General features: G+C 71.6%; 18 protein-coding genes and 2 pseudogenes. 8 read left to right on the forward strand and 12 right to left on the reverse strand.

What is annotated here, in order from left to right:
* Window positions 1-95: 95 nt before the first annotated feature.
* The 3 genes from HUV60_RS30670 to HUV60_RS30680 form a co-directional block, all read right to left on the reverse strand.
* Window positions 96-1,877, reverse strand: a complete 1,782-nt coding sequence (locus HUV60_RS30670) for an ABC transporter ATP-binding protein (RefSeq protein WP_257853287.1) — start codon at window positions 1,875-1,877, stop codon at window positions 96-98.
* Complete coding sequence (locus HUV60_RS30675) at window positions 1,874-3,715, reverse strand: ABC transporter transmembrane domain-containing protein (RefSeq protein WP_257853288.1); 1,842 nt, start codon at window positions 3,713-3,715, stop codon at window positions 1,874-1,876. The genes HUV60_RS30670 and HUV60_RS30675 overlap by 4 nt, the downstream gene beginning before the upstream one ends.
* A gap of 255 nt (window positions 3,716-3,970) precedes the next feature.
* Complete coding sequence (locus HUV60_RS30680) at window positions 3,971-4,438, reverse strand: MarR family winged helix-turn-helix transcriptional regulator (RefSeq protein WP_257853289.1); 468 nt, start codon at window positions 4,436-4,438, stop codon at window positions 3,971-3,973.
* Window positions 4,439-4,625: 187 nt separating this feature from the next.
* Here HUV60_RS30680 and HUV60_RS30685 point away from each other — a divergent pair, with 187 nt between their 5' ends.
* Complete coding sequence (locus HUV60_RS30685) at window positions 4,626-6,428, forward strand: ABC transporter ATP-binding protein (protein ID WP_257853290.1); 1,803 nt, start codon at window positions 4,626-4,628, stop codon at window positions 6,426-6,428.
* Window positions 6,429-6,471: 43 nt separating this feature from the next.
* Window positions 6,472-7,332 (forward strand): endolytic transglycosylase MltG, encoded by an 861-nt coding sequence (gene mltG, locus HUV60_RS30690; RefSeq protein WP_257853292.1) that lies wholly within the window; start codon window positions 6,472-6,474, stop codon window positions 7,330-7,332.
* Between the two features lie 56 nt (window positions 7,333-7,388).
* On the opposite strand, the gene HUV60_RS30695 is transcribed toward mltG, so the two are convergent.
* Window positions 7,389-8,510: an NAD(P)-binding domain-containing protein gene (locus HUV60_RS30695; protein ID WP_443047454.1), complete on the reverse strand. Its 1,122-nt coding sequence runs from the start codon at window positions 8,508-8,510 to the stop codon at window positions 7,389-7,391.
* 107 nt (window positions 8,511-8,617) lie between these two features.
* Here HUV60_RS30695 and HUV60_RS30700 point away from each other — a divergent pair, with 107 nt between their 5' ends.
* The 3 genes and pseudogenes from HUV60_RS30700 to HUV60_RS30705 all read left to right on the forward strand — a co-directional run bounded on the left by HUV60_RS30700 (window position 8,618) and on the right by HUV60_RS30705 (window position 10,420).
* The gene (locus tag HUV60_RS30700) at window positions 8,618-9,040 is read left to right on the forward strand and encodes a YjbQ family protein (protein ID WP_257853293.1); all 423 of its coding nucleotides are present in this window, start codon (window positions 8,618-8,620) and stop codon (window positions 9,038-9,040) included.
* 374 nt (window positions 9,041-9,414) lie between these two features.
* Window positions 9,415-9,951 (forward strand): annotated as a pseudogene (locus HUV60_RS34135) (glycoside hydrolase family 3 C-terminal domain-containing protein); the annotation flags it as partial.
* 13 nt (window positions 9,952-9,964) lie between these two features.
* Complete coding sequence (locus tag HUV60_RS30705; protein WP_257853294.1) at window positions 9,965-10,420, forward strand: hypothetical protein; 456 nt, start codon at window positions 9,965-9,967, stop codon at window positions 10,418-10,420.
* Between the two features lie 434 nt (window positions 10,421-10,854).
* Here HUV60_RS30705 and HUV60_RS30715 read toward each other — a convergent pair whose 3' ends face one another.
* Window positions 10,855-11,691 (reverse strand): universal stress protein, encoded by an 837-nt coding sequence (locus HUV60_RS30715; protein WP_257853295.1) that lies wholly within the window; start codon window positions 11,689-11,691, stop codon window positions 10,855-10,857.
* Window positions 11,692-11,837: 146 nt separating this feature from the next.
* Window positions 11,838-12,734 carry a universal stress protein gene (locus HUV60_RS30720; protein WP_257853731.1) on the reverse strand — a complete coding sequence of 299 codons (897 nt, stop codon included), beginning with the start codon at window positions 12,732-12,734 and terminating at the stop codon, window positions 11,838-11,840.
* A 356-nt stretch (window positions 12,735-13,090) separates the two neighbouring features.
* On the opposite strand from HUV60_RS30720, the gene HUV60_RS30725 reads away from it, so the two are divergent.
* Entirely contained in the window at window positions 13,091-13,561 is a 471-nt protein-coding gene (locus HUV60_RS30725) for a cation:proton antiporter regulatory subunit (protein WP_257853297.1), read from the forward strand.
* Window positions 13,562-13,565: 4 nt separating this feature from the next.
* Window positions 13,566-14,816 (forward strand): cation:proton antiporter, encoded by a 1,251-nt coding sequence (locus tag HUV60_RS30730; protein WP_257853300.1) that lies wholly within the window; start codon window positions 13,566-13,568, stop codon window positions 14,814-14,816.
* A 103-nt stretch (window positions 14,817-14,919) separates the two neighbouring features.
* Here HUV60_RS30730 and HUV60_RS30735 read toward each other — a convergent pair.
* From HUV60_RS30735 to HUV60_RS30750, 4 genes and pseudogenes are all read right to left on the reverse strand, one after another.
* Window positions 14,920-16,009 (reverse strand): annotated as a pseudogene (locus HUV60_RS30735) (MerR family transcriptional regulator).
* A 178-nt stretch (window positions 16,010-16,187) separates the two neighbouring features.
* Complete coding sequence (locus HUV60_RS30740; RefSeq protein ID WP_257853301.1) at window positions 16,188-16,394, reverse strand: DUF397 domain-containing protein; 207 nt, start codon at window positions 16,392-16,394, stop codon at window positions 16,188-16,190.
* A gap of 493 nt (window positions 16,395-16,887) precedes the next feature.
* Entirely contained in the window at window positions 16,888-17,376 is a 489-nt protein-coding gene (locus tag HUV60_RS30745; RefSeq protein WP_257853302.1) for a hypothetical protein, read from the reverse strand.
* 270 nt (window positions 17,377-17,646) lie between these two features.
* Window positions 17,647-18,039: a DUF5997 family protein gene (locus tag HUV60_RS30750; RefSeq protein ID WP_257853303.1), complete on the reverse strand. Its 393-nt coding sequence runs from the start codon at window positions 18,037-18,039 to the stop codon at window positions 17,647-17,649.
* Window positions 18,040-18,153: 114 nt separating this feature from the next.
* On the opposite strand from HUV60_RS30750, the gene HUV60_RS30755 reads away from it, so the two are divergent.
* A complete protein-coding gene (locus HUV60_RS30755) occupies window positions 18,154-18,957 on the forward strand; it encodes a LysR family transcriptional regulator substrate-binding protein (RefSeq protein WP_257853305.1) in 804 nt (267 codons plus the stop codon).
* 28 nt (window positions 18,958-18,985) lie between these two features.
* Here the strand turns inward: HUV60_RS30755 and HUV60_RS30760 are convergent, their stop codons facing one another.
* Window positions 18,986-19,735: a DUF4142 domain-containing protein gene (locus HUV60_RS30760; RefSeq protein WP_257853310.1), complete on the reverse strand. Its 750-nt coding sequence runs from the start codon at window positions 19,733-19,735 to the stop codon at window positions 18,986-18,988.
* Between the two features lie 118 nt (window positions 19,736-19,853).
* The gene (locus HUV60_RS30765; protein WP_257853311.1) at window positions 19,854-20,642 is read right to left on the reverse strand and encodes a glycoside hydrolase family 127 protein; all 789 of its coding nucleotides are present in this window, start codon (window positions 20,640-20,642) and stop codon (window positions 19,854-19,856) included.
* Window positions 20,643-20,699: the final 57 nt, after the last annotated feature.

The following is a 20,699-nucleotide window of genomic DNA, read 5'->3' on the forward strand; positions in this document are numbered from 1 at the left end:
GTCGGGTCGCGAACTCATGGGTGCCGCCGCAGAAGGCGCAGCGAATCAGCGTCCGCCGCCCCATCGGTGCTGTTTCGGCAGTCGGGCGAGGGGGATCACCCGTGCCAGGAGCGCCACAGTGCCGCGTAGGCGCCGTCCGCCGCGACCAGTTCGTCGTGGCTGCCCAGCTCACTGATGCGGCCGTCCTCGACGACGGCGATGACGTCCGCGTCATGCGCGGTGTGCAGGCGGTGGGCGATGGCGACGACGGTGCGGCCGTTCAGGACACGGGCCAGCGAACGTTCCAGGTGCCGGGCCGCGCGGGGGTCGAGCAGCGAGGTCGCCTCGTCCAGTACCAGCGTGTGCGGGTCGGCCAGGACCAGGCGGGCCAGGGCGATCTGCTGTGCCCGGGCCGGGGTGAGCGCCAGCCCGCCCGAGCCGACCTCGCTGTCGAGGCCGTCGTCGAGCGCACGCGCCCAGCCGTCCGCGTCGACCGCGCCGAGTGCCGCCCACAACTCGGCGTCCTCGGCACCCGTCCGGGCGAGCCGCAGGTTGTCGCGCAGGGAACCCACGAAGACATGGTGCTCCTGGTTGACCAGGGCCACATGGGTACGGACGTGTTCCGCGGTCATCCGGGACAGCTCGGCGCTGCCCAGGGTCACCGTGCCGTCCCGGGGCGCGTAGATCCCGGCGAGCAGCCGTCCCAGAGTGGACTTGCCCGCGCCGGAGGGGCCGACCAGCGCCAGCCTGGTCCCGGGCGCGACCTCGAGCGACACCTTGCGCAGCACGTCGACGCCCTCGTGGTAGCCGAAGCACACCCGCTCGGCGTGCACATGGCGTCCGTCGGGGGCCAAGGCGGCGTCACCGGCGTCGGGCTCGATGTCCCGGACCCCGGCCAGCCGGGCCAGCGACACCTGGGCCACCTGCAACTCGTCGTACCAGCGCAGGATCAGCCCCACCGGGTCGACGAGCATCTGCGCCAGCAGCGCTCCGGTCGTCAGCTGGCCGACACCGATCCAGCCCTGCAGGACGAAGACACCGCCGATCATCAGCACCGAGCCGAGCACGGTCACATGGGTGAGGTCGACGACGGGGAAGAGCACCGAGCGCAGCCACAGTGTGTAGCGTCCCCAGGCCGTCCACTCCTTGACCCGCTGGTCCGACAGTGTCACCCGGCGCTCGCTGAGGCGGTGCGCCTCGATGGTCCGTCCCGCGTCCACGGTCTCGGCGAGCGCCGCGGCCACGGCGGCGTACCCGGCGGCCTCGGAGCGGTACGCGGCCGGCGCCCGCCGGAAGTACCAGCGGCAGCCGGCCACCAGCAGCGGAACGGCGACCAGTACGGCCGGCGCAAGTTCGGGGGCCGTGACGACCAGACCGCCCAGCAGCAGCACCACCCACACCACACCGATGGCCAGCTGGGGCACCGCCTCGCGCATCGCGTTGCCGAGCCGGTCGATGTCGGTCGTGATCCGGGACAGCAGATCGCCCGTCCCGGCCCGCTCCAGCACACCGGGCGGCAGCCCGACCGACCGCACCAGGAAGTCCTCACGCAGATCGGCAAGCATCCGCTCGCCGAGCATCGCCCCGCGCAGCCGCACCTGCCGTACGAACACCGCCTGGACGACCAGCACCAGTACGAACAGTGCGGCGGTGAGCCCCAGATGGAGCTCCCGTGTGCGGTCCGGGACGCGTTCCACCAGGTCGCCCAGCAGATACGGGCCGACCATCGAGGAGATCACCGCGACGGTGTTCACCGTGATCAGGAGCACGAAGGCCCTGCGATGCCTGCGGAGCAGCTCGCCCACATAGGCACGGACGGTGGCGGGCGCGCCCACGGGCAGGGTGCCGGCCGTGGTCGGGGCCGCGGGGTCGTAGGACGGTGGAGCCACGCCGATCATGCTGTCTCCTCGATCTCCATGAGCTGGTCCAGGCCGGCCAGGCCGTCCGTTCCGCCCCGCACCCCGTTCTTCGCCCGGGGCTGTGCCCCGGTCCTCGTCGTGGTCTCCGTCTCGCGGGTCACCACGGCCCGGTACCGGGGCTCGGTACGCACCAGCTCGCGGTGGCCGCCGACGGCCGCGACTGTCCCGTCGTGCAGGAAGACCACCCGGTCCGCCCGGTCCAGCAGCAGGGGCGACGAGGTGAAGACCACGGTCGTACGGCCCGACCGCAGTTCCCGCAGGCTCTCGGCGATCCGGGCCTCGGTGTGCGAGTCGACGGCGGAGGTCGGCTCGTCCAGGACGAGGACCTCCGGGTCGGTGACCAGCGACCGGGCCAGCGACAGTCGCTGCCGCTGGCCGCCGGAGAGGGCCCGCCCGCGCTCGGTGAGCTGCGCGTCCATCGGGTCCGCGGCGTCGAGTGAACCCTGCACCAGCGCCGCCAGTACGTCCGCGCACTGCGCGGCGTCCAGTGCCTCGCGCGCTGGGACGGCCCCGGACGAGGGCACGTCGAGCAGTTCGCGCAGCGTGCCGGACAGCAGCACCGGATCCTTGTCCTGGACGAGGACGGAGCCGCGCGCGGAGTCCAGCGGCAGCTCGTCGAGCGGCACGCCGCCGAGCAGCACCGAGCCGTCCCGCGCCGCGTGCGCCGCGTGCCCGCCGAGCCGTTCGGCGAGGTGCCCCGCCGCGTCCGGGTCCCCGCACACCACCGCGGTGAGCCGGCCCACCGGGGCGAGCAGACCCGTCGCCGGATCGTACAGGTCGCCGGAGGGCCGCTCGGGGCCGCGTGTACCGGCGGTGTCCATGGACCGCTCCAGCGACAGCACCCGCGCCGCGCGCTTGGCCGACGGCCGTGAGAAGGAGTAGGCCATTGCTGTCTCCTCGAAGTGGCGCAGAGGATACGCGAGCAGCATCACCGAGCTGTAGACGGTGACCAGTTCGCCCACGGCGATCCGCCCCTGACGGGCCAGATGAACTCCGTAGCAGACCACCGTGATCAGCAGGAGTCCCGGCAGCAGCACCTGGATCGCGGCGATCAGGGACCACATCCGGGCGCTGCGAACGGCGGCGTGGCGGACTTCCTGGGACGCGCGGCGGTAGCGGTCCAGGAACAGTTCCTCGCCCCCGATGCCGCGCAGCACGCGCAGTCCGGCAACCGTGTCCGAGGCGAGTTCCGTGGCCCGGCCGGCCTTCTCCCGCTGGACGTCGGCCCGTCGGGTGGCGGGAGGCAGCAGCAGCAGAACCGCGAGCGCCAGCAGGGGCAGGCCCACGACGACGACCACACCGAGCGCGGGCTGGTAGAGAACCAGGCCGACGCAGACCAGCACGAGGGTGACCAGGGCCGCGGTGAACCGGGACAGGGCCTCGACGAACCAGCTGATCTTCTCGACGTCACCGGTGGAGACGGCCACGACCTCGCCGGCCGCGACGCGCCGGGTCAGCGCGGAACCCAGGGTCGCGGTCCTGCGGGCCAGCAACTGCTGGACACGGGCGGCCGCGGTGATCCAGTTGGTGGCGGCGGCCCGGTGCAGGAAGGTGTCGCCGATCGCGTTGCCCGCGCAGGCCAGGGCCATGAGCCCGCCGGCCAGGGCGAGCCGGGTGCCGGAACGGTCGACGGCGGCCTGGACGCCGATGCCCACACAGAACGGGAGCGAGGCGACGGAGGCGAAGTGGAGCAGTCCCCAAGCCAGGGACTTGAGCTGGCCCGGCAGCTGATTCCGGAAGAGCCACCGCAGGAATCGGGGGCCCGAGCGGGCGTCGGGCACGCCCGGGTCGGGATACGGAAGGTCTTGGATCTGCATGACGTCCCGGTGGCTCGCGGAGGCGGGGCCGCGCACCGTCCTTCGACGGCGGCGACAGCAAACCGTGACAGATTGACGCCGTTGCGTGCCGCAAAGCAAACGATTTTCCACGCCGTCGCACAGAACCGGCTCGGTCCGCCGGACGGGAACCCCGTGGCGCACCGGACCAGCGGGGTAAGGGCCGCCGGGTACCCCCGGCGCGGCACACCGGCCGACGACGCCACGAGGCTTCGGAACAGGTCCCCGCGCGGTGGCTCAGCAGGACGCGTCGAGGTGCTGCGGGGTGGCGGACGTCCCGTCGACCAGTGTGTCGAGCAGCGCGCCGAGAACCTCGCGCTGCTCGTCCGCCAGCGGAGCCAGGATCTCTTCCGCGGCGGCCCTGCGTGCGGCGTGCAGCTCCCGCAGGGCCGCGTGTCCGTCGTCGGTGAGCTCGATCCGGATCACCCGCCGATTGGCCGGATCGGGCACCCGCCGCACCTTGCCACCGGCCTCCAGCCCGTCGACCAGCGTGGTCACGGCGCGCGGCACGACCTCCAGCCGTTCGGCCAGGTCGGCCATGCGGGGTGGCGAGGCGTAGTGAACGAGGCTGCGCAGCAGCCGGGACTGGGCCGGGGTGATGCCCAGCTCGCGCCGCACCAGATGGCGCTTCTGGATGCGGTGCACCCGGCGGGTCAGCCGAAGCAACTGCTCGGCCAGCAGGCCGTCGGGGTCGGGGGTGGTCATGTGCGGAACAATATCAGCATGCCGTTCATTGTGAGTATAGGTAACAATGAGCTAGGCTCCGCTGTCCCGGTATTCCCGTGGCCGCCCCCTGACCGTTCTTGGCCGCCCCTGGCCGACTCGTGGCCGACCTGGGGCGGCCCCGGGCTCCCGCGCCCGGCTTCCCGCTCCCGAGCCCTCGAAGGAGACCATGCACCCCGACCATGAACCCGCCTGGAGCACACCCGCGGGCGCCGAGGAACAGCCCCGGCAGGTGCGCCGCATCCTGCGGCTGTTCCGCCCCTACCGGGGCCGCCTCGCGATTGTCGGTCTGCTTGTCGGAGCGGCGTCGCTCGTCTCGGTCGCCACCCCGTTCCTGCTCAGGGCGATCCTCGACGTCGCGATCCCCGAGGGCCGCACCGGACTCCTCAGCCTGCTGGCCCTCGGCATGATCCTCAGCGCCGTCCTCACCAGTGTTTTCGGCGTGCTCCAGACGCTGATCTCCACGACCGTGGGCCAACGCGTGATGCACGATCTGCGCACCGCCGTCTATGACCGGCTCCAGCGCATGTCGCTCGCCTTCTTCACCCGCACCCGCACCGGCGAGGTCCAGTCCCGCATCGCCAGCGACATCGGCGGCATGCAGGCCACCGTGACCTCCACGGCGACCTCCCTGGTCTCCAACCTCACCAGCGTCGTCGCCACCGTTGTCGCGATGCTCGTCCTCGACTGGCGGCTGACCGTCGTCTCGCTGGTCCTGCTGCCGGCCTTCGTATGGATCAGCCGTCGTGTCGGCAACGAACGCAAGAAGATCACCACCCAGCGTCAGAAGCAGATGGCCTCGATGGCTGCCACGATCACCGAGTCACTGTCGGTCAGCGGCATTCTGCTGGGCCGCACCATGGGTCGGTCCGACTCGCTGACCAGTGCCTTCGCCGAAGAGTCCGACCGTCTGGTGGACCTGGAGGTCCGGTCGAACATGGCCGGCCGCTGGCGCATGGCCGTCATCGCGATCGTCATGGCCGCCATGCCCGCCGTTATCTACTGGACCGCGGGCATGGCCCTGAGCGCGAGCGGCCCCGGGGTCTCCATCGGGACGATCGTCGCCTTCGTCTCGCTCCAGCAGGGCCTGTTCCGGCCGGCCGTGAGTCTGCTGTCGACCGGGGTCCAGATCCAGGCCTCGCTCGCGCTGTTCCAGCGCATCTTCGAGTATCTCGACCTCCCCGTGGACATCACCGAGCGCACGGATCCGGTCCACCTGGACCGGGTCGGCGGCGAGGTCCGGTTCGAGAACGTCACCTTCGGCTACGACGGGAAGAGCGGCCCCGTCCTCGACGGCATCGACATCACCGTCCCCGCCGGCACCAGCCTCGCGGTGGTCGGCTCGACCGGCGCAGGCAAGTCCACGCTGGGCCACCTCGTGCCACGGCTGTACGACGCCACCGGGGGCAGGGTCACGCTCGACGGCGTCGACGTGCGCGACCTCGACTTCGACACCCTGGCGCGCGCGGTCGGCGTCGTCTCCCAGGAGACGTACCTCTTCCACGCCTCCGTCGCCGACAACCTGCGGTTCGCGAAGCCCGACGCCACGGACAAGGAACTCCACGCGGCGGCCAGGGCGGCACAGATCCACGACCACATCGACGCCCTGCCTGACGGGTACGACACCGTCGTGGGGGAGCGCGGCCACCGCTTCTCCGGCGGTGAGAAGCAGCGCCTGGCGATCGCCCGGACCATTCTGCGCGACCCGCCCGTGCTCGTCCTCGACGAGGCCACCAGCGCGCTCGACACCCGTACCGAGGCCGCCGTCCAGCGGGCCATCGACGCGCTGTCGGCGGACCGGACCACACTCACCATCGCCCACCGGCTCTCCACCGTCCGAGGCGCCGACCAGATCGTGGTGCTCGAGGCGGGACGCGCGGTCGAACGCGGCACGCACGAGGAACTCCTGGAGCAGGGCGGGCGGTACGCGGCCCTCGTTCGCAGGGACGCCCAACTGGAGCCGACGAGATGAAAATATGCCAGATTTGCGGCGATATGCGGGTTATCGTGCCCGCATGCAGACGAACACTCCGTCACGAAGCACGATCCGACTGACGCGCCGGGGGCGGATCGCCCTCATCGCGACCGGGGCCGTCGTGGCCGGTACCGCCGTGGCAGTGCCCCTGCTCGTCCTGGGCGACGACGGCGACCCCCGCCCCACGACCCTGGTGATCCCGGAGGGCCGGCGGGCGAGCCAGGTGTACGCGGCCGTCGACACGGCCCTCGAGCTGCCCGCGGGGAGCACGAGGAAGTCCCTTGCGTCGGCCGACCTCAAGCTGCCGGCCGACGCCGGGGGGAATCCGGAGGGCTACCTCTTCCCTGGGACGTATCCGCTGAAGGAGAAGGCGACACCGGAGCAGTTGCTGGCGCTGATGGTCGAGACGGCCAACAAGAAGTTCAGCGGAGCCCCCGTCGCCGCCGGCGCGCAGCGCAACGCGATGAACGTCTACCAGGCCGTCACCATCGCGAGCATCGTCCAGGCCGAGGCGTCCACCAAGGCCGACATGGGCAAGGTGGCCCGGGTGATCTTCAACCGTCTGGAGCGCGGGATGCCGCTGCAGATGGACTCGACGGTCGACTACGCCCTGGGCCGTCCGACGCCCGGCGTCAAGAAGGCGGACATCGAGGCCGGCAGCCCTTACAACTCCTATACACGCATGGGGCTGCCGCCCACCCCGATCGACAACCCCGGCGAGGAGGCGATGCGCGCGGCGATCAATCCGACGCCGGGCGACTGGCTGTACTTCGTCACGGTCAAGCCGGGCGACACCCGCTTCACCGCCGACCACAGGGAACACCGGAGCGACGTCGCCGAGTTCACCGCGCGGCAGCAGAAGGAGCAGCGGGAGAAGCAGGAACAGCCGGCGGAGAAGTGAGGCGACCCGCACCGGCCGTCGGCGTCGGACCGTGGCGTGCTCCCCGGCCGTCCGTCTCAGACCGTGACGCGTTCCTTCGCCAGCAGGCGCCTGATGTCCCGTACGGCCGCACGCCCGGCGCGGTTGGCGCCGACGGTGCTGGCCGAGGGGCCGTAGCCGACGAGGTGCACGCGCGGATCGGCGACCGCCCGGGTGCCCTCGACCCGGATGCCGCCACCGGGTTCCCGCAACCGCAGCGGGGTGAGATGGTCGACGTCCGGACGGAACCCGGTGGCCCACAGGACGACGTCGGCCGCCACCCGCCGCCCGTCCTTCCACTCCACACCCTCCGGCGTGATCCGGTCGAACATCGGCTGCCGGTCCAGCACCCCGTTGGCGATGTTCCGGCGGATCGCGTCGGTCAGCGGCAGTCCCGTCACCGAGACGACACTGCGCGGCGGCAGCGCCTGCCGCACCCGCTCCTCGACCAGAGCCACGGCCGCCCGCCCCGCGTCCTCGTCGAAGGGGCCCTCACGGTAGACCGGGGGCCGCCGGGTCACCCAGGTGGTGTCCGCCGCGTACGGGGCGATCTCCATCAGATGCTGGGTGGCCGAGGCGCCTCCTCCCACCACGACGACCCGCAGGCCGGCGAACGCCTCGGGGCCCGGGTACCGGGCGGTGTGCAGCTGCCGCCCCTGGAAGGTCTCCTGGCCCTCGTAGCGCGGCCAGAACGGCCGGTCCCAGGTGCCGGTGGCGTTGATCAACGTCCGCGTCGACCAGGTGCCCGCCGAGGTCTCCACGAGCAACCGCCCGCCGACGCCCTCCCGGACCGCCCGCACCTTCACCGGCCGCCGTACCTGCAGGCCGAACGTCCGCTCGTAGCGGTCGAAGTACTCGGTGACGACCTCGGAGGAGGGCCGGTCCGGATCGGCGTCCGTGAGTTCCATGCCGGGCAGCGAGTGCATCCCGTGCACCTTGTCGTACGTGAGCGAGGGCCAGCGGTGCCGCCAGGCCCCGCCGGGGCCCGGGTTGTGGTCGAGCACCACGAAGTCGCGCTCCGGCTCGAACCCGGTGCGCCGCAGGTGATAGGCGCTGGACAGCCCTGCCTGTCCGGCGCCCACCACAACCGACCGGACCTCGGCCGCCTCGACTTCGGAGGTCTGGTCCTCGGGCACCGCAGCCTCGCTCGTGTAGTTCACGTTTCCACTAACGCTGCCGAGGGTGACACGTCTTCCCGCGGGCCGTTCCGGCCGTCCGGGGGCTGCGGATCCCGAAGATCCTCGGCTCATGGGCCAGGATGGGACGCATGCCAGATGCCTTCGACACCCGGGTCCTGAACGTCGCCACCGGCTCCGTGGAGCGGATCGCCGACATCACCCGTGACTGTGAGTCCTTCCTGCGCGAGGTGGCGGCCGGCCGTGACGGACTGCTCAACGTCTTCGTCCCGCACGCCACCGCCGGCATCGCCGTCATCGAGACCGGTGCCGGCAGCGACGACGACCTCCTCACGGCCCTGCACAGCCTGCTGCCGGCCGACGACCGCTGGCAGCACCGCCACGGCAGCCCCGGCCACGGCCGCGACCACGTCCTGCCCGCCATCGTCCCGCCGCACGCCACCCTGCCCGTACTGGGCGGACAGCTGGAGCTGGGCACCTGGCAGTCCGTGTGCCTGGTCGACACGAATAGGGACAACCCCAACCGTCACGTGCGGCTGAGCTTCCTCGGGTAGGTGCCTGATGAGACCGCAGGGGCGAAGTCCGGCCGCGTCGAACGGGGCGGCCGGGGGTCGGGAACCGTTCCCCTCCGAGTGGGCGCGCGTCGAATGCCGTCGGAAGTCCTCCAGCGGATTCTTCGTCTGCCGACGGCACACACGAGGAGCCTTGTCCGGCCCCCGGGAACGGGCACCCCGTCCATGGCCGGCGGCTACTTGGTCCGGGAACGGCGCGAGTACATCGGCCTGCCGAAGGCCGGCTCGGGGTTCCGTCCGTACCGGTCCTTCCGGCGGCCGGATGACGAACTGGCCCCGCGACGGGGAGGGGAGGTGTGCTCGGCGCGCCGGCTCCGCCGTGGCGGAGGTTCCGCCCGACCAGGAGACGGTGGACCATGCCATGGCGCGTACTCGCCCTCGTCGACGCGGCCGGACCCGATGCCGCTGCACCGGACCTGGACGCGCACCACGAACTGGCCCGCGAGCTGGCGACCGAATGCGCGGTCCTGCTCAAGAACACGCGCGGCACCCTCCCGTTGGAGCGGCCGTCGTCCCTGCTCGTGATCGGAGAGCGCGCGACCGTACCTCGCTACCAAGGCGGTGGCAGCCCCCATGTGAACGCCACCAGCGTCGGCATCCCGCTGGAGTGCATCCGAGCCCACGCCACGGCGCGCGGAGCAGCCGTCACATACGCGCGGGGATTCGCCACCGACGACGAGGAGGAAGAGGCGGCACTCCGCGAGGCCGCGATGCGTGCCGAGGTCGAGGCCGTCGTCGTGTTCGCAGGCAACCCGGAGGCCGAGGAATCCGAGGGCTTCGATCGGCAGCGCCTCGAGCTCCCGGCGTCGCAGGTACGGCTGATCAGGGAAGTCGCGGCGGTGACCGCGCGGGCCGTGGTGGTGCTCGCGAACGGGGGAGTGGTCTCGCTGGAGGAGTGGCACGACGATGTCGACGCGATCCTGGAAGGTTTCCTCCTCGGGCAAGAACACCTACGCGGACGGCTACTACACCGCATCGTCGCCGCTCGGGCCGTTCGAGTACGCGCCCAGCAGTCCGTTCTCCTCGAAGCCCGGCGGCTTCATCACTGGCGCGGGGCACGGCAGCACCTTCCAGGACGCGCACGGCAACTGGTGGCACGCCCCGACCATGCGCATTTCGGTGCACCACGAGTTCGAACGGCGCGTCGGGCTGTTCCCCGCCGGTTTCGACGCCGACGGCGTCCTGTTCTGCAACCAGAACTTCGCCGGCTACCCGATGACCGTGCCGGACCGCCGGATCGATCCGTGGGCCGGAACCTTCGCCGGGTGGATGCTGCAGTCGTTCCATACGAAGACGACCGCGTCGTCCTTCGCGGAAGGCCGCGAACCCGACCTCGCGGTCAATGAGAACAGCGGAGCCTGAACGCGGGGGCCGACTACTGGGTCGCCGTCGACTCGTTCAACGAGAACGGCGTCACCCCCGGCCCGGTCTTGAAGATCACCTAAAATCCGCCCGGCCCCGTGGCCGGTCCATCCCCCAGCGCGTAGGAGCTCACCCGTGCAAGGCTCGCACGACAAGGCCATCGTCTTCGCAGGCGCCGGCGGAATCGCCACCTCGGCCGCGAAGTTCCTCGGTGCGGGGGCGCCCGGACCGTGGTCGGCGACGTCGTCGAGGCCTCGGCCCAAGCCGCCGTCCGGGCCGCCCGGGACGCCGGCGGCGAGGGTATCGCCACCGCGCGATCGCGTCCGCGCTCACCAGTGCCCGGTAGACGGCCGGACGGGGAGCGTTCACCTGCCCGGAGACCCGCGTCGTCTACATGGTCCCATCGTGCCCCGTCTTGTCGTGCCGTCGACGGGTCACTGCTCGCCACGGACGACGGCGACCGGGCAGTCGGCGTGGTACAGCAGCGCCTGGCTCACCGAACCCAGCAGCATTCCGGTGAATCCGCCGTGTCCCCGGGCCCCGACCACCACCAACTGGGCTTCCCCGGCGGCGTCGAGCAGCGCGTGCCGTACCCGGGACCGCTCGAGCCGCAGTTCCACGGGCACCTCCGGACACGCGGCCCGCCAAGGGACCACCGCCTCCTCCAGCCGGTGCCGGTGCTTCTCGCGGAGCTGCTCCAGGTCGACCACCACGTTCAGCGGGTCGGCCGGGCCCTCGTACGGCGTCGGCTCGCTCCAGGTGTTCCACACGTGCAGCGCGATCAGCGGGGCTTCCCGCAGCGCCGCCTCGGCGAAGGCGAACTCGCCTGCCGTGGCCCCGGAGGGCGAACCGTCCACGGCGAGCAGCACGGGTCCACGTGGACCGGGCCGGCCCCGGACCGCCATGACCGGGCAGCGCGCGTGGGCGACCAGCTGTACGACCGTCGAGCCCAGCAGCAGATCCCCGAACCGGGTGCGGCCCCGCCCGCCGACCACCGCCAGCACCGCGTGGCACGATTCTCTCCGCAGCACCGTCAGGGTCTCCCCGGACACCACGGTCCTGGTCACCTCCAGGCCCGGCACCTGGTCATGGGCCCGCTGCTCGGCCTGAGCCAGGACGCCGTGGATCATCGGATCCAGGTCGGCGGAGTGGCTGAAGGCGTGCACGATCCGCAGCTCCGCGTTGCGCAGGCGCGCCTCGTGGGCTGCGTCGTCCACCGCGGCGAGGCTGGACGGCGCCCCGTCCACGCCGACGATCACCGTGTCGTTCACCGCCCACTCCCGTCCGTGCCTGGTATGTCCTGGGTACCCGCGGGCGGAGGCGGAACACCCCGTGCGGACTCCCGCCCGTCCACCCACCCATGGCGCGTGAACGAGCAGGGAGGAAAAGGAAGGGGAAAGCAGGGCGCGCGCGAGGCTTACACGCTCCCGCCCTTCTTCCCGTCGCCGCGGACGACCGTCACCGGGCAGTGGGCGTGGTGCAGCATCGCCTGGCTGACCGAGCCGAGCAGCAGCCCGGAGAACCCTCCCCGCCCACGGGCCCCGACCACCAGCAGCTGAGCCGTACGGCTCGCCTCGATGAGCGCTTCGCGCGTGCCGCCGTGCACCACCTCGTGCCGCACCTTCACCGAGGGGTACCGCTCCTGCTGCCCGGCCAGCGCCTCGGACAGCAGACGCTCCTCGGCCGCCCCCAGCTCGCCGGGCCGGCTCGCATAGGGAGCCCTCTCGTCCTGCGGCGCGGGCGCGGGCGCATTCCAGCTGGTCCAGGAGTGCAACGCGAACAGTTCGGCCCCGCGCAGCGACGCCTCGGCGAAGGCGAAGCCGATGGCCTTCGCGCCCGCCGGAGAACCGTCGACCCCGACCACCACCGGCCCGTCCGCGGCTCCCGTCTCCCGTACGACCAGCACCGGACACTGCCCGTGACTCGCCAGGTATACCGCTGTCGATCCCACCAGAAGCCCGATGAAACCGCCCATGCCGCGCGATCCGACGACCACGAGTTCCGCGTCGCGGGACTGGGCCTCCAGCACGGTCAGCGGTTCGCCCGTCACCACGGCGTGCGAGACCTCGACGTCCGGTGCCACGGACCTGGCGTGCGCCACCGCCTCGGCCACCAGCTTCTCGGCCATGGTCCGCAGACCGCCCTCGGGCGGTCCCAGCGGCGAGGCGCCCAGCGGCACATGCATGGCGGGCCAGAGGAACGCATGCACCACCCGCAGTCCGGCCCCGCGCCGCCGGGCCTCCTCCGCGGCGGCCCCCACCGCGGCCAGGCTCGATGCCGACCCGTCGACTCCCACAACGATCAGACCACTCATCATGCCTCCAGGATCGGTACGTCACGGAAATGGTCCCGCGCGGGTGTCCCCCCCGCCATGGGCCCTGTGGGCCACACCTCGTCGCCGGACGGACCCGAAGGTTCCCGCACCGCAGGTCCAGTCCCCGGTACCGGTTTCGCGCAGGGCGTGGTACACACCGGCCGGGGCACCCTCGGTGGACGGTCTGTGGCCGTTGCAACTGTTGTCCATCCGCGGCGATACCCGGCATCCCGGCGAGATCGCGGGATGACACCATGTCCTCCCTGGGGCCGCCCATCAGTGTGATGAGGGCCCTCACCCATGTACGGATCACCAGAAGAAGACCGGGAAGGGGACGGGCTGTGCCTGCTCCACGGATGAGCACCACGCCACTGCCGGGCATCGGCGTGAAATACGATCTCACTACGCGTGAGCGCCAGCACCTTTCCGTGATCGCGCACCGGGACGGCGCCCGCACGGTCAACGTCTACCGTTCCGACGACCCGGACGCCTGCGCCCACTCGCTGCGGCTGAACGTCGCCGAGTCGGCCGCCCTGATCGACGCGCTGATGCCAGCTCACCACAGCCCGAATGTGCTGCACACGACCGACCTGGGTCTGGTCGCCGAGCGCATCGAACTGTCCGCCACCTCGCACTGGAACGGCAGGGTCCTGGGTGAGACGAGGATCCGCACCGAAACCGGCTCCTCGATCGTGGCCGTGCTGCGCAGGGCCGAGGCGATCCCGTCGCCGGCACCCGACTTCAGGCTGGCGGGCGGTGACACGCTCATCGTCATCGGCACGCGTGAGGGCATCGAGAGCGCCGCCGAGATCCTCGGGCGGGAATGAGCACATGCACTCTTCCGCGATCTTCCTGATCGAGTTCGGCGCGATCATTCTCGGACTCGGTCTCCTGGGGCGCCTCGCCGGGCGCCTGCGGTTCTCCCCGATCCCGCTCTACCTGCTGGCCGGCCTGGCCTTCGGCGAGGGCGGGCTGCTGCCGCTCGGCGCGAGCGAGGAGTTCGTCGCGATCGGCGCCGAGATCGGCGTGATCCTGCTGCTGCTCATGCTCGGTCTCGAGTACACGGCCAGTGACCTGGTCTCCAACCTCAAGACCCAGTACCCGGCCGGCCTGGTCGACATGCTCATGAACGCCGTGCCGGGCGCAATCCTCGCCCTGCTGCTCGGCTGGGGCCCGGTCGCCGCCGTGGTCCTCGCCGGCGTCACCTGGATCTCCTCCTCCGGCGTCATCGCCAAGGTCCTCGACGACCTCGGGCGGCTCGGCAACCGGGAAACCCCGGTCATCCTCAGCATCGTCGTGCTGGAGGACCTGGCGATGGCGGTCTACCTGCCGATCATCACCGCCCTGCTGGCCGGCGTCAGCCTGGCCGCGGGAAGCGTCACGCTGGCCGTCGCGCTCGGTGCCGCCGGACTCGTCCTCTTCGTCGCCGTCCGCTACGGGCGGGTCATCTCACGCTTCGTCTCCAGCGACGACCCGGAGAAACTGCTGCTGGTGGTCCTCGGCCTGACCCTGCTCATCGCCGGTCTCGCCCAGCAGCTGCAGGTGTCGGCCGCCGTCGGGGCGTTCCTCGTGGGCATCGCCCTCTCCGGCGAGGCGGCCGAGGGCGCGCACAACCTGCTGGCCCCGCTGCGCGACCTGTTCGCCGCGGTATTCTTCGTCTTCTTCGGACTGCACACCGACCCGCAGTCCATCCCGCCGGTGATCCTGCCCGCCTTCGTGCTCGCCGTCGTCACCGCGCTGACGAAGATAGCCACCGGCTGGTGGGCCGCCCGACGGGCCGGAATCTCCAGGAAGGGCCGCTGGCGCGCGGGCGGCACGCTGGTCGCCCGCGGTGAGTTCTCCATCGTCATCGCCGGACTCGCGGTCACTGCGGGCATCGAGCCCCAGCTCGGCCCGCTGGCCACCTCCTACGTCCTGATCCTGGTTCTCCTGGGTCCGCTCACCGCCCGCTACACCGAGCCCATCGCCCTCCGCCTGACCAGCAAGAAGACTCCCGCGAACGCCACGGCCGCCCCTGTCGGGGCAGCACCCGCCCTGGAGACGCTGGAGCCGGTCGAGGACGGCAAGACCGAACGGCCGTAGCACGGGGGCCGTCACCCTCCGCAGCACGGGTCCCGTGCTCCCACCCCGACCGGGGACAGGGAGCACGGGACCTTCTCGGTGCTCGGTGAGGTGGCTCCGGGCCCTAGCCGTCCAGCCGGACCGGCATCAGCAGGGAGAACGTGTCCTCGTCGTCCGGCCGGCGGATCGCGAGGGGCGCCGTGGGAGCGCCGAACTCCAGGACCAGCCGCTCGCGGGCCCCGGCGTCGAGGGCGTCCAGCAGGAACGCACGGTTGACCGCGAGACGGCCGCCGTCCCCGTCCGCCCCGTCGTCGCAGACGCGCACCCTGCCGTCGGCGCCGGCCTCGAGCACACTGACGTCGAAGACCGCCCCGTCCTCCTCGCGCACCTCGCCCGTACGAACGGAACCCTCCTGCACCGCTTTCCGGAAGGCGGCCACGTCGACCGGGGCGCGGCGCCTGGCGGGAAGACCGACCAGACGGTGGTAGTCCGGGAACTCGTGATCGAGGACCTGACCGGCCACCTGGCGGCCCCCCTCGGTCTCCAGCGTCGCCCGGTCACCGTCGACGACGAGCCGTACGGACTCGGGGCCACCGGCCAGCGCCCGCATGGCGTCGACGAGCGGCAGCGGTACGACGACCTGCACGCGGGGCCCGTCGTGCCCGGTGACCGGGACCCGCGCGACAGCCAGCCGGTACCGGTCGGTGGCCGCGAGGCGCAGCGCGTCGCCCTCGAGGTCGAAGAGGATCCCGCCGAGCATCGGCAACCCGGGGTCGGTACCGGCCGCGAAGCGGACCGCGTCCAACGCGGCGGCCAGCTCGGGGCGAGGCAAGGGCCGGCCGGGCCGAGGAGGTACGGAGCGGGGTCATGGGTTTCTCCCTGTCGTCGAGTAGGGCTCGGAGCGTGGAGAACTCACCGCGGGCATGGGCCAACCCCTGCTCCAGCCGGCGCAGGTGCGCCCGAAGAAGCTGCCGTACGAGACCGGTGTCCGTGCCGGCCCAGCCGGCCAGCACCAGCCGGATGTCGGCCAGCGGCATGCCGGCCCGCCGCAGCCGCGCCAGCAGCCGGGCCTCGTTCAGCTGCCCGGGGGCGTACCAGCGGTAGCCGCTCACCGGATCGACCCGGGCGGGGACCAGCACACCCGCACGGTCGTAGAACCGCAGGGCACTCACGCTCAGTCCGCAGTCCCGGGCCGTCTCACCAATGCTGCGCATCTCGCTCTCCACACCCACGACCCTCGTGCCTCGACAAGGTCGAGGGTCAACCCGGCCCCGGAAAGGCCCGGCGACGGCCGGCCCGCTCGCTCACCGTGCCCGGTTGCGGCGCCCTCGGCCGTCGCGAGGGACCACGGCGAGCGACGAGCCCGTCGTCACATTCGGGAACACGGTGACGCTACACGGCCGCGAGCGCCACGAACGCGGCCCACTCATCCCGGCGGATCCGCAGCACCGGACCATCGCCCATGGCCTTGGAGTCCCGTACGCACACGGAGCCCGCTCCGGCGGCTCCCTCGACGCAGTCGCCGTCGTTGGTTCCGCTGTAGCTGCTCTTGAACCACGCGAGGTTACCGGGCCGCTCGGTGTGCTGGTCGATGCTCATAGCTCCCCTGCCAAGCGCTCGATGAACCCGGCAGACTCCTCGGTGTCGAGGGACTGTGAGCGCAGCATTCCATACTGGAGGCAGAACTCGCCGGCACCTCGTCGCCTCCCCGAAGGCGCCCGGTGTGGAGTCCGGGCGCAGCCTGCTCCTCGTTGAGGCGTAGGCGGACCGCTGGGGCTGCAGTGTCCGCGATGCGGACTCTGTTGCTCAATTGCGGAGAGTGACGCCGACCTGTCGACGGGGCGCGTGGAACGGGCCTCGCGAGGAGGCGGTCCGGCCCCTCTCGGATGCGGTGCGTGACCATCCCCCGAATTGAGCAGCAGAGTCGATGCGTACACCAAAACCGTCCGGGCGGAGGCGCCTCTTCGCGCGGGGCATGCCCCGGTGGGGGTCTCCGGGAGAAGTGAGTGACGCCCCTCCCCGAGGGCGGGGTGGCCGTCCGCCGTAGGAGGGTCGAGAATCCGCTGTCAAGATCATTTCTTCGACGAGGCGCTCACCAACTCCCCGGCTCGCCCGGCTCCGCCCCCGCCGGGGTCAGGACGGCGAGAGTTCTGGTGGCTCTGCGGAGGGCCTGTTCGAGGGGGGCGGGGGAGTGGAGGGTGCCGGTGCCGTCCGGGGGGACGAGCCATTCCAGCCGGCCGGTGGGCCGGTACGGCGGGGGCACCGCCACCCAGGAGCCCCGGCCGACGTGCCGTACGCCGAAGCCGATCCACTCACTGGCCGGGTCGGGCGGCAGGAAGAAGCCGACCCGGCGGGCCACGACGTCCACCAGGGTGGGGCCGGGTACCTTCAGTGGATCGTTCCACAGGAGGTCCAGGGCGAGCAGTCCGAGCCGGTCGGGCACGCTGAGTACGTCCCAGTAGCGCCCTGCCGCCAGGAGAGCCGTTCCTGTGTCGTGATCCCACTGCCGCTTGCACTCACGGGGATCCCGGGCCGCGGCGGCCAGCCATTCGACGGCCTGTTTCCATCCGGCGCTCTGCATGTCCCACCCCGGGCACGGTCGGCCGCGCCGCTGCGGGCGCGTGTTGGATCCGGGCCGACGGCCTCACGGGCGTGTGTGCCGGTCCGACGTGCAGCCATGGTGATAGATATTTCTATGTGCCGAAAGGGGTGCCGCAGGCTTGCGTCCCCCGGTTGTGCGGCCTGTGGCGTCCCGCTCGAACGAGAACGCACTCAAAGGGAAAGTCCGTTCGAGGACGTTCGACGGCAGGGGGCGCGACGTGAGGAGAGGGACGCGGAGGGCGCGCTGGGGTCAGCCGGTGTGCTTCGCGCGCTCCGCGTCCCGCTGCTTGATACGCTCCGCCTCCTTGCGTACCTCCGCCTGAGTTGCCTGCTCGCGCTCCAGCCACTCGGGGCGCTCCTGCCTGAGGGCGTCGATCTGCTCCGTGGTGAGCGGCTCGGTGAACCCGCCGCGGGCGAGACCGGCGATGGAGACGCCCAGCCTCGACGCGACCACGGGGCGGGGGTGCGGACCGTTGCGCCGCAGGTCCTGCAGCCACTGGGGCGGGTCTGCCTGGAGCGCGTTCAGCTCGGCGCGCGAGACGACACCCTCCTGGAAGTCGGCGGGGGTGGCCTCGAGGTACACACCCAGTTTCTTCGCCGCGGTCGCGGGCTTCATCGTCTGGGTGTTTTGGTGCGACGTCATGGTGTCCAGGGTATCGACCGTACGCGCGCCCGCCGACCACCGTCGGCGGGCGCGGCCGGCCCCGGGCCGTCGTCGGCGGTCCGGGGCCGTGGCCACGGACGGTAACCTGGCCGGGTGACAGGCTCGGATGTGTCCCTATCGTTCCGGCTCGTGTACGTACCCGGGGTGATGCCCGGCAAGTGGGTGCGCGTCTGGAACGAGCGGCTGCCCGGTGTCCCGCTGGCCCTCGCCCAGGCGCCCGCCGCTCGGGCGGCCGGCCTGCTGCTGGCCGGTGACGCCGACGCGGGTCTCGTCCGGCTGCCCGTCGACCGGACGGTGCTCAGCGCGATTCCCCTCTACACCGAGCAGACGGTCGTCGTGGTCCCCAGGGACCACATCGTGACGGCGGTCGACGAGGTGTCCCCGGAGGACCTGGCCGACGAGATCCTGCTGCACCCCCTCGACGACGTCCTCACCTGGGAGAACCCGCCCGGGAGGCCCGCCCTCGAACGCCCCGCCACCACCGCCGACGCCGTCGAGCTCGTCGCGGCCGGGATCGGCGTGCTCGTCGTACCGCTGTCCCTGGCGCGGCTGCACCACCGCAAGGACCTCACCCACCGGCCGCTCAAGGACGCCCCCGAGTCGAGTGTGGCGCTGGTCTGGCCCGAGGACGCGACCAGCGGCCTGGTGGAGGAGTTCATCGGGATCGTCCGCGGCCGGACCGTCAACAGCACGCGGGGCCGCACCCGGCCCCAGCCGTCCGCGGCGCAGGGGAAGTCCAAGGAGAAGCCCGGGCGAGCCGAGAAGGGCGGAGCCGGAGCCGGAGCCGGGACCCGGCGTCGGCAGGCGCCGGGCGGGCCGGCCGCCCGCGGGCAGCGGAAGGGCACCGGCGGCACACCGAAGAACCCGCGCCGGGGTAAACCCCGCCGCGGGTCCTGACCTAGGGTTTCCGGGTTCCGCGGGGCGTCTACTTCACCGTCGAGGCAGGCGTCGGCGCCGGGGAAACGGTGTTGAGGTCCTTCAGCTCCTCGGGGATCTCGAGCACCAGCACCGGGGCGCCCGCCGGCGGGGCAGGCGGCGTCACCTGCTCCCGGGGCATCTTGGGCGGGCTGGTCTGCTGGAAGTTGACCTGCTCGTGATTGACCAGTCCGGTCTTCTCCAGCACCGTGATGTGGTCGAGCACGGTGTCATTGGCCTGGTCGGCCAGCTGCCGTACCAGGGTGTTCCTGGTGTTGGCCCGGACCTTGGCGATCGCTGGGAAGATCTGGCCGTGGGTCACCCGCATGATGTTCACCGCCAAGGTGTCAAACTCCTTGTCGTTGGTGGTTTTGATGCTCTCCACGAACTGTTCCTGCTGGGGCGAGGCCTGGTTGGGCAGGGTGATGCCCAGTTCGAGGGAGATCCTGCGGCAGCTCTCGTCGAGCCGTCCGTGCCCGACGACCAGGTGCTCGCCCGCCTCCTTCATCTCCGGAGTCGTACCCCGCTCCATCGCCAGCAGGCCCAGAGGGTGTTCCCAGAGCCCGGCGGCGCGCACCTTGACCACGAAGTCGCGGTCGGTCTCGGTCAGCTGGCCGTACTGCGTGTTGGCGACGACGCGGTCCGGGGTGCTCGATGTGGTCTGCACGCCCAGCATGGTGGGGTAGGCGAGCGCGGAGAGGGTGAGAACCATGGCTCCGCCCATGAACGCGGTTCCTGCCGTGCTGCGCGAGATGCGCATCGTTCCTCCTGGTGTGTCAACAGCCCAACACCATGGAGTACGGATGAAAGTGGCGAGACAATCATCCTTCCGGAAGAAAACTTCTGCCGGGACGCGCATGACCTCTCGCCGTATGACCTCATGCCGCGGAGGAGGCGTTCTGCGCGGTACGCGCCACCCTGTCGCCGTCCGTGCCGCTCGGCAGGCCGGCGAGTGCCCGGTCGGCGACCGTCGTCCGTACCCGTGTGACCAGTGCGCCCTTGCTGCCGAAGAGGGCCCCGCCCAGATCTCGTCCAGCAGCGTGACGCCGTCGCCCCGGGCGGGGTCGGCGACGCCGGCGTCGAAGACCACACGGGGGTCCGAGCGCCGGAAGTGGGCGTGCGTCGGGTTCTCGGCCCCCCTCCGGGAAGGGTGCGAACCCGACGCCGTTCAGGGTGTGGTGCAACCGTTTCCCGGCGACCGGGGTGAGCGAGGGCAGCAGATCGCCGGAGAGGCCGACGTTGCCGTACAGCGCACACTGCAGGTGCTCGGTCGACGGGGCGCGGGCGACCAGGTTGACCGGGCCAGGGAACAGGGGCTGCAGCGTGGGGTCGTCGAGCGCGCGCTCCGCCCTCAGCCGGAACGGCACCAGGACCCGCACGGTGTCACCGGCCTGCCAGGTCCGTCGGACGCTGAAGTAGCCGACCGGAACCGGAGTCCCGGGCACCGCACGTCCGTTGACGGTCACCCGGAACCCGCCGGTCGCCCAGGCCGGCACGCGCAGGAGCAGGGCGAACGAGGCGGGGCCGCCCCGATGGTGAGCGTGCTGCCCTGCTCCTCGGGGAAGCGGGTGGTTGCGTGACCGTGACTCCCTTTCGGACCAGGTGAGTTCGGAGGGGCTGTAGAGGTTGACGTACAGGGCGCTCGCGTCGGCTTTCGCCAAGTACATCGATTACTGGTACTTCGTGGCGCTATCCGGCCGTTCGCCGACGACACCCGCCCGACG

It is taken from the genome of Streptomyces sp. KMM 9044, from assembly GCF_024701375.2.
GTDB lineage: Bacteria > Actinomycetota > Actinomycetes > Streptomycetales > Streptomycetaceae > Streptomyces.

Excerpts from the sequence above, each read along its gene's own strand:
- HUV60_RS30670 (WP_257853287.1), bottom strand. The coding sequence starts at position 1,877 with ATGATCGGCGTGGCTCCACCGTCCTACGACCCCGCGGCCCCGACCACG.
- HUV60_RS30675 (WP_257853288.1), bottom strand. The coding sequence starts at position 3,715 with ATGCAGATCCAAGACCTTCCGTATCCCGACCCGGGCGTGCCCGACGCC.
- HUV60_RS30680 (WP_257853289.1), bottom strand. The coding sequence starts at position 4,438 with ATGACCACCCCCGACCCCGACGGCCTGCTGGCCGAGCAGTTGCTTCGG.
- HUV60_RS30685 (WP_257853290.1), top strand. The coding sequence starts at position 4,626 with ATGCACCCCGACCATGAACCCGCCTGGAGCACACCCGCGGGCGCCGAG.
- mltG (WP_257853292.1), top strand. The coding sequence starts at position 6,472 with ATGCAGACGAACACTCCGTCACGAAGCACGATCCGACTGACGCGCCGG.
- HUV60_RS30700 (WP_257853293.1), top strand. The coding sequence starts at position 8,618 with ATGCCAGATGCCTTCGACACCCGGGTCCTGAACGTCGCCACCGGCTCC.
- HUV60_RS30705 (WP_257853294.1), top strand. The coding sequence starts at position 9,965 with ATGTCGACGCGATCCTGGAAGGTTTCCTCCTCGGGCAAGAACACCTAC.
- HUV60_RS30720 (WP_257853731.1), bottom strand. The coding sequence starts at position 12,734 with ATGAGTGGTCTGATCGTTGTGGGAGTCGACGGGTCGGCATCGAGCCTG.
- HUV60_RS30725 (WP_257853297.1), top strand. The coding sequence starts at position 13,091 with ATGAGCACCACGCCACTGCCGGGCATCGGCGTGAAATACGATCTCACT.
- HUV60_RS30730 (WP_257853300.1), top strand. The coding sequence starts at position 13,566 with ATGCACTCTTCCGCGATCTTCCTGATCGAGTTCGGCGCGATCATTCTC.
- HUV60_RS30740 (WP_257853301.1), bottom strand. The coding sequence starts at position 16,394 with ATGAGCATCGACCAGCACACCGAGCGGCCCGGTAACCTCGCGTGGTTC.
- HUV60_RS30745 (WP_257853302.1), bottom strand. The coding sequence starts at position 17,376 with ATGCAGAGCGCCGGATGGAAACAGGCCGTCGAATGGCTGGCCGCCGCG.
- HUV60_RS30750 (WP_257853303.1), bottom strand. The coding sequence starts at position 18,039 with ATGACGTCGCACCAAAACACCCAGACGATGAAGCCCGCGACCGCGGCG.
- HUV60_RS30760 (WP_257853310.1), bottom strand. The coding sequence starts at position 19,735 with ATGCGCATCTCGCGCAGCACGGCAGGAACCGCGTTCATGGGCGGAGCC.
- HUV60_RS30765 (WP_257853311.1), bottom strand. The coding sequence starts at position 20,642 with ATGTACTTGGCGAAAGCCGACGCGAGCGCCCTGTACGTCAACCTCTAC.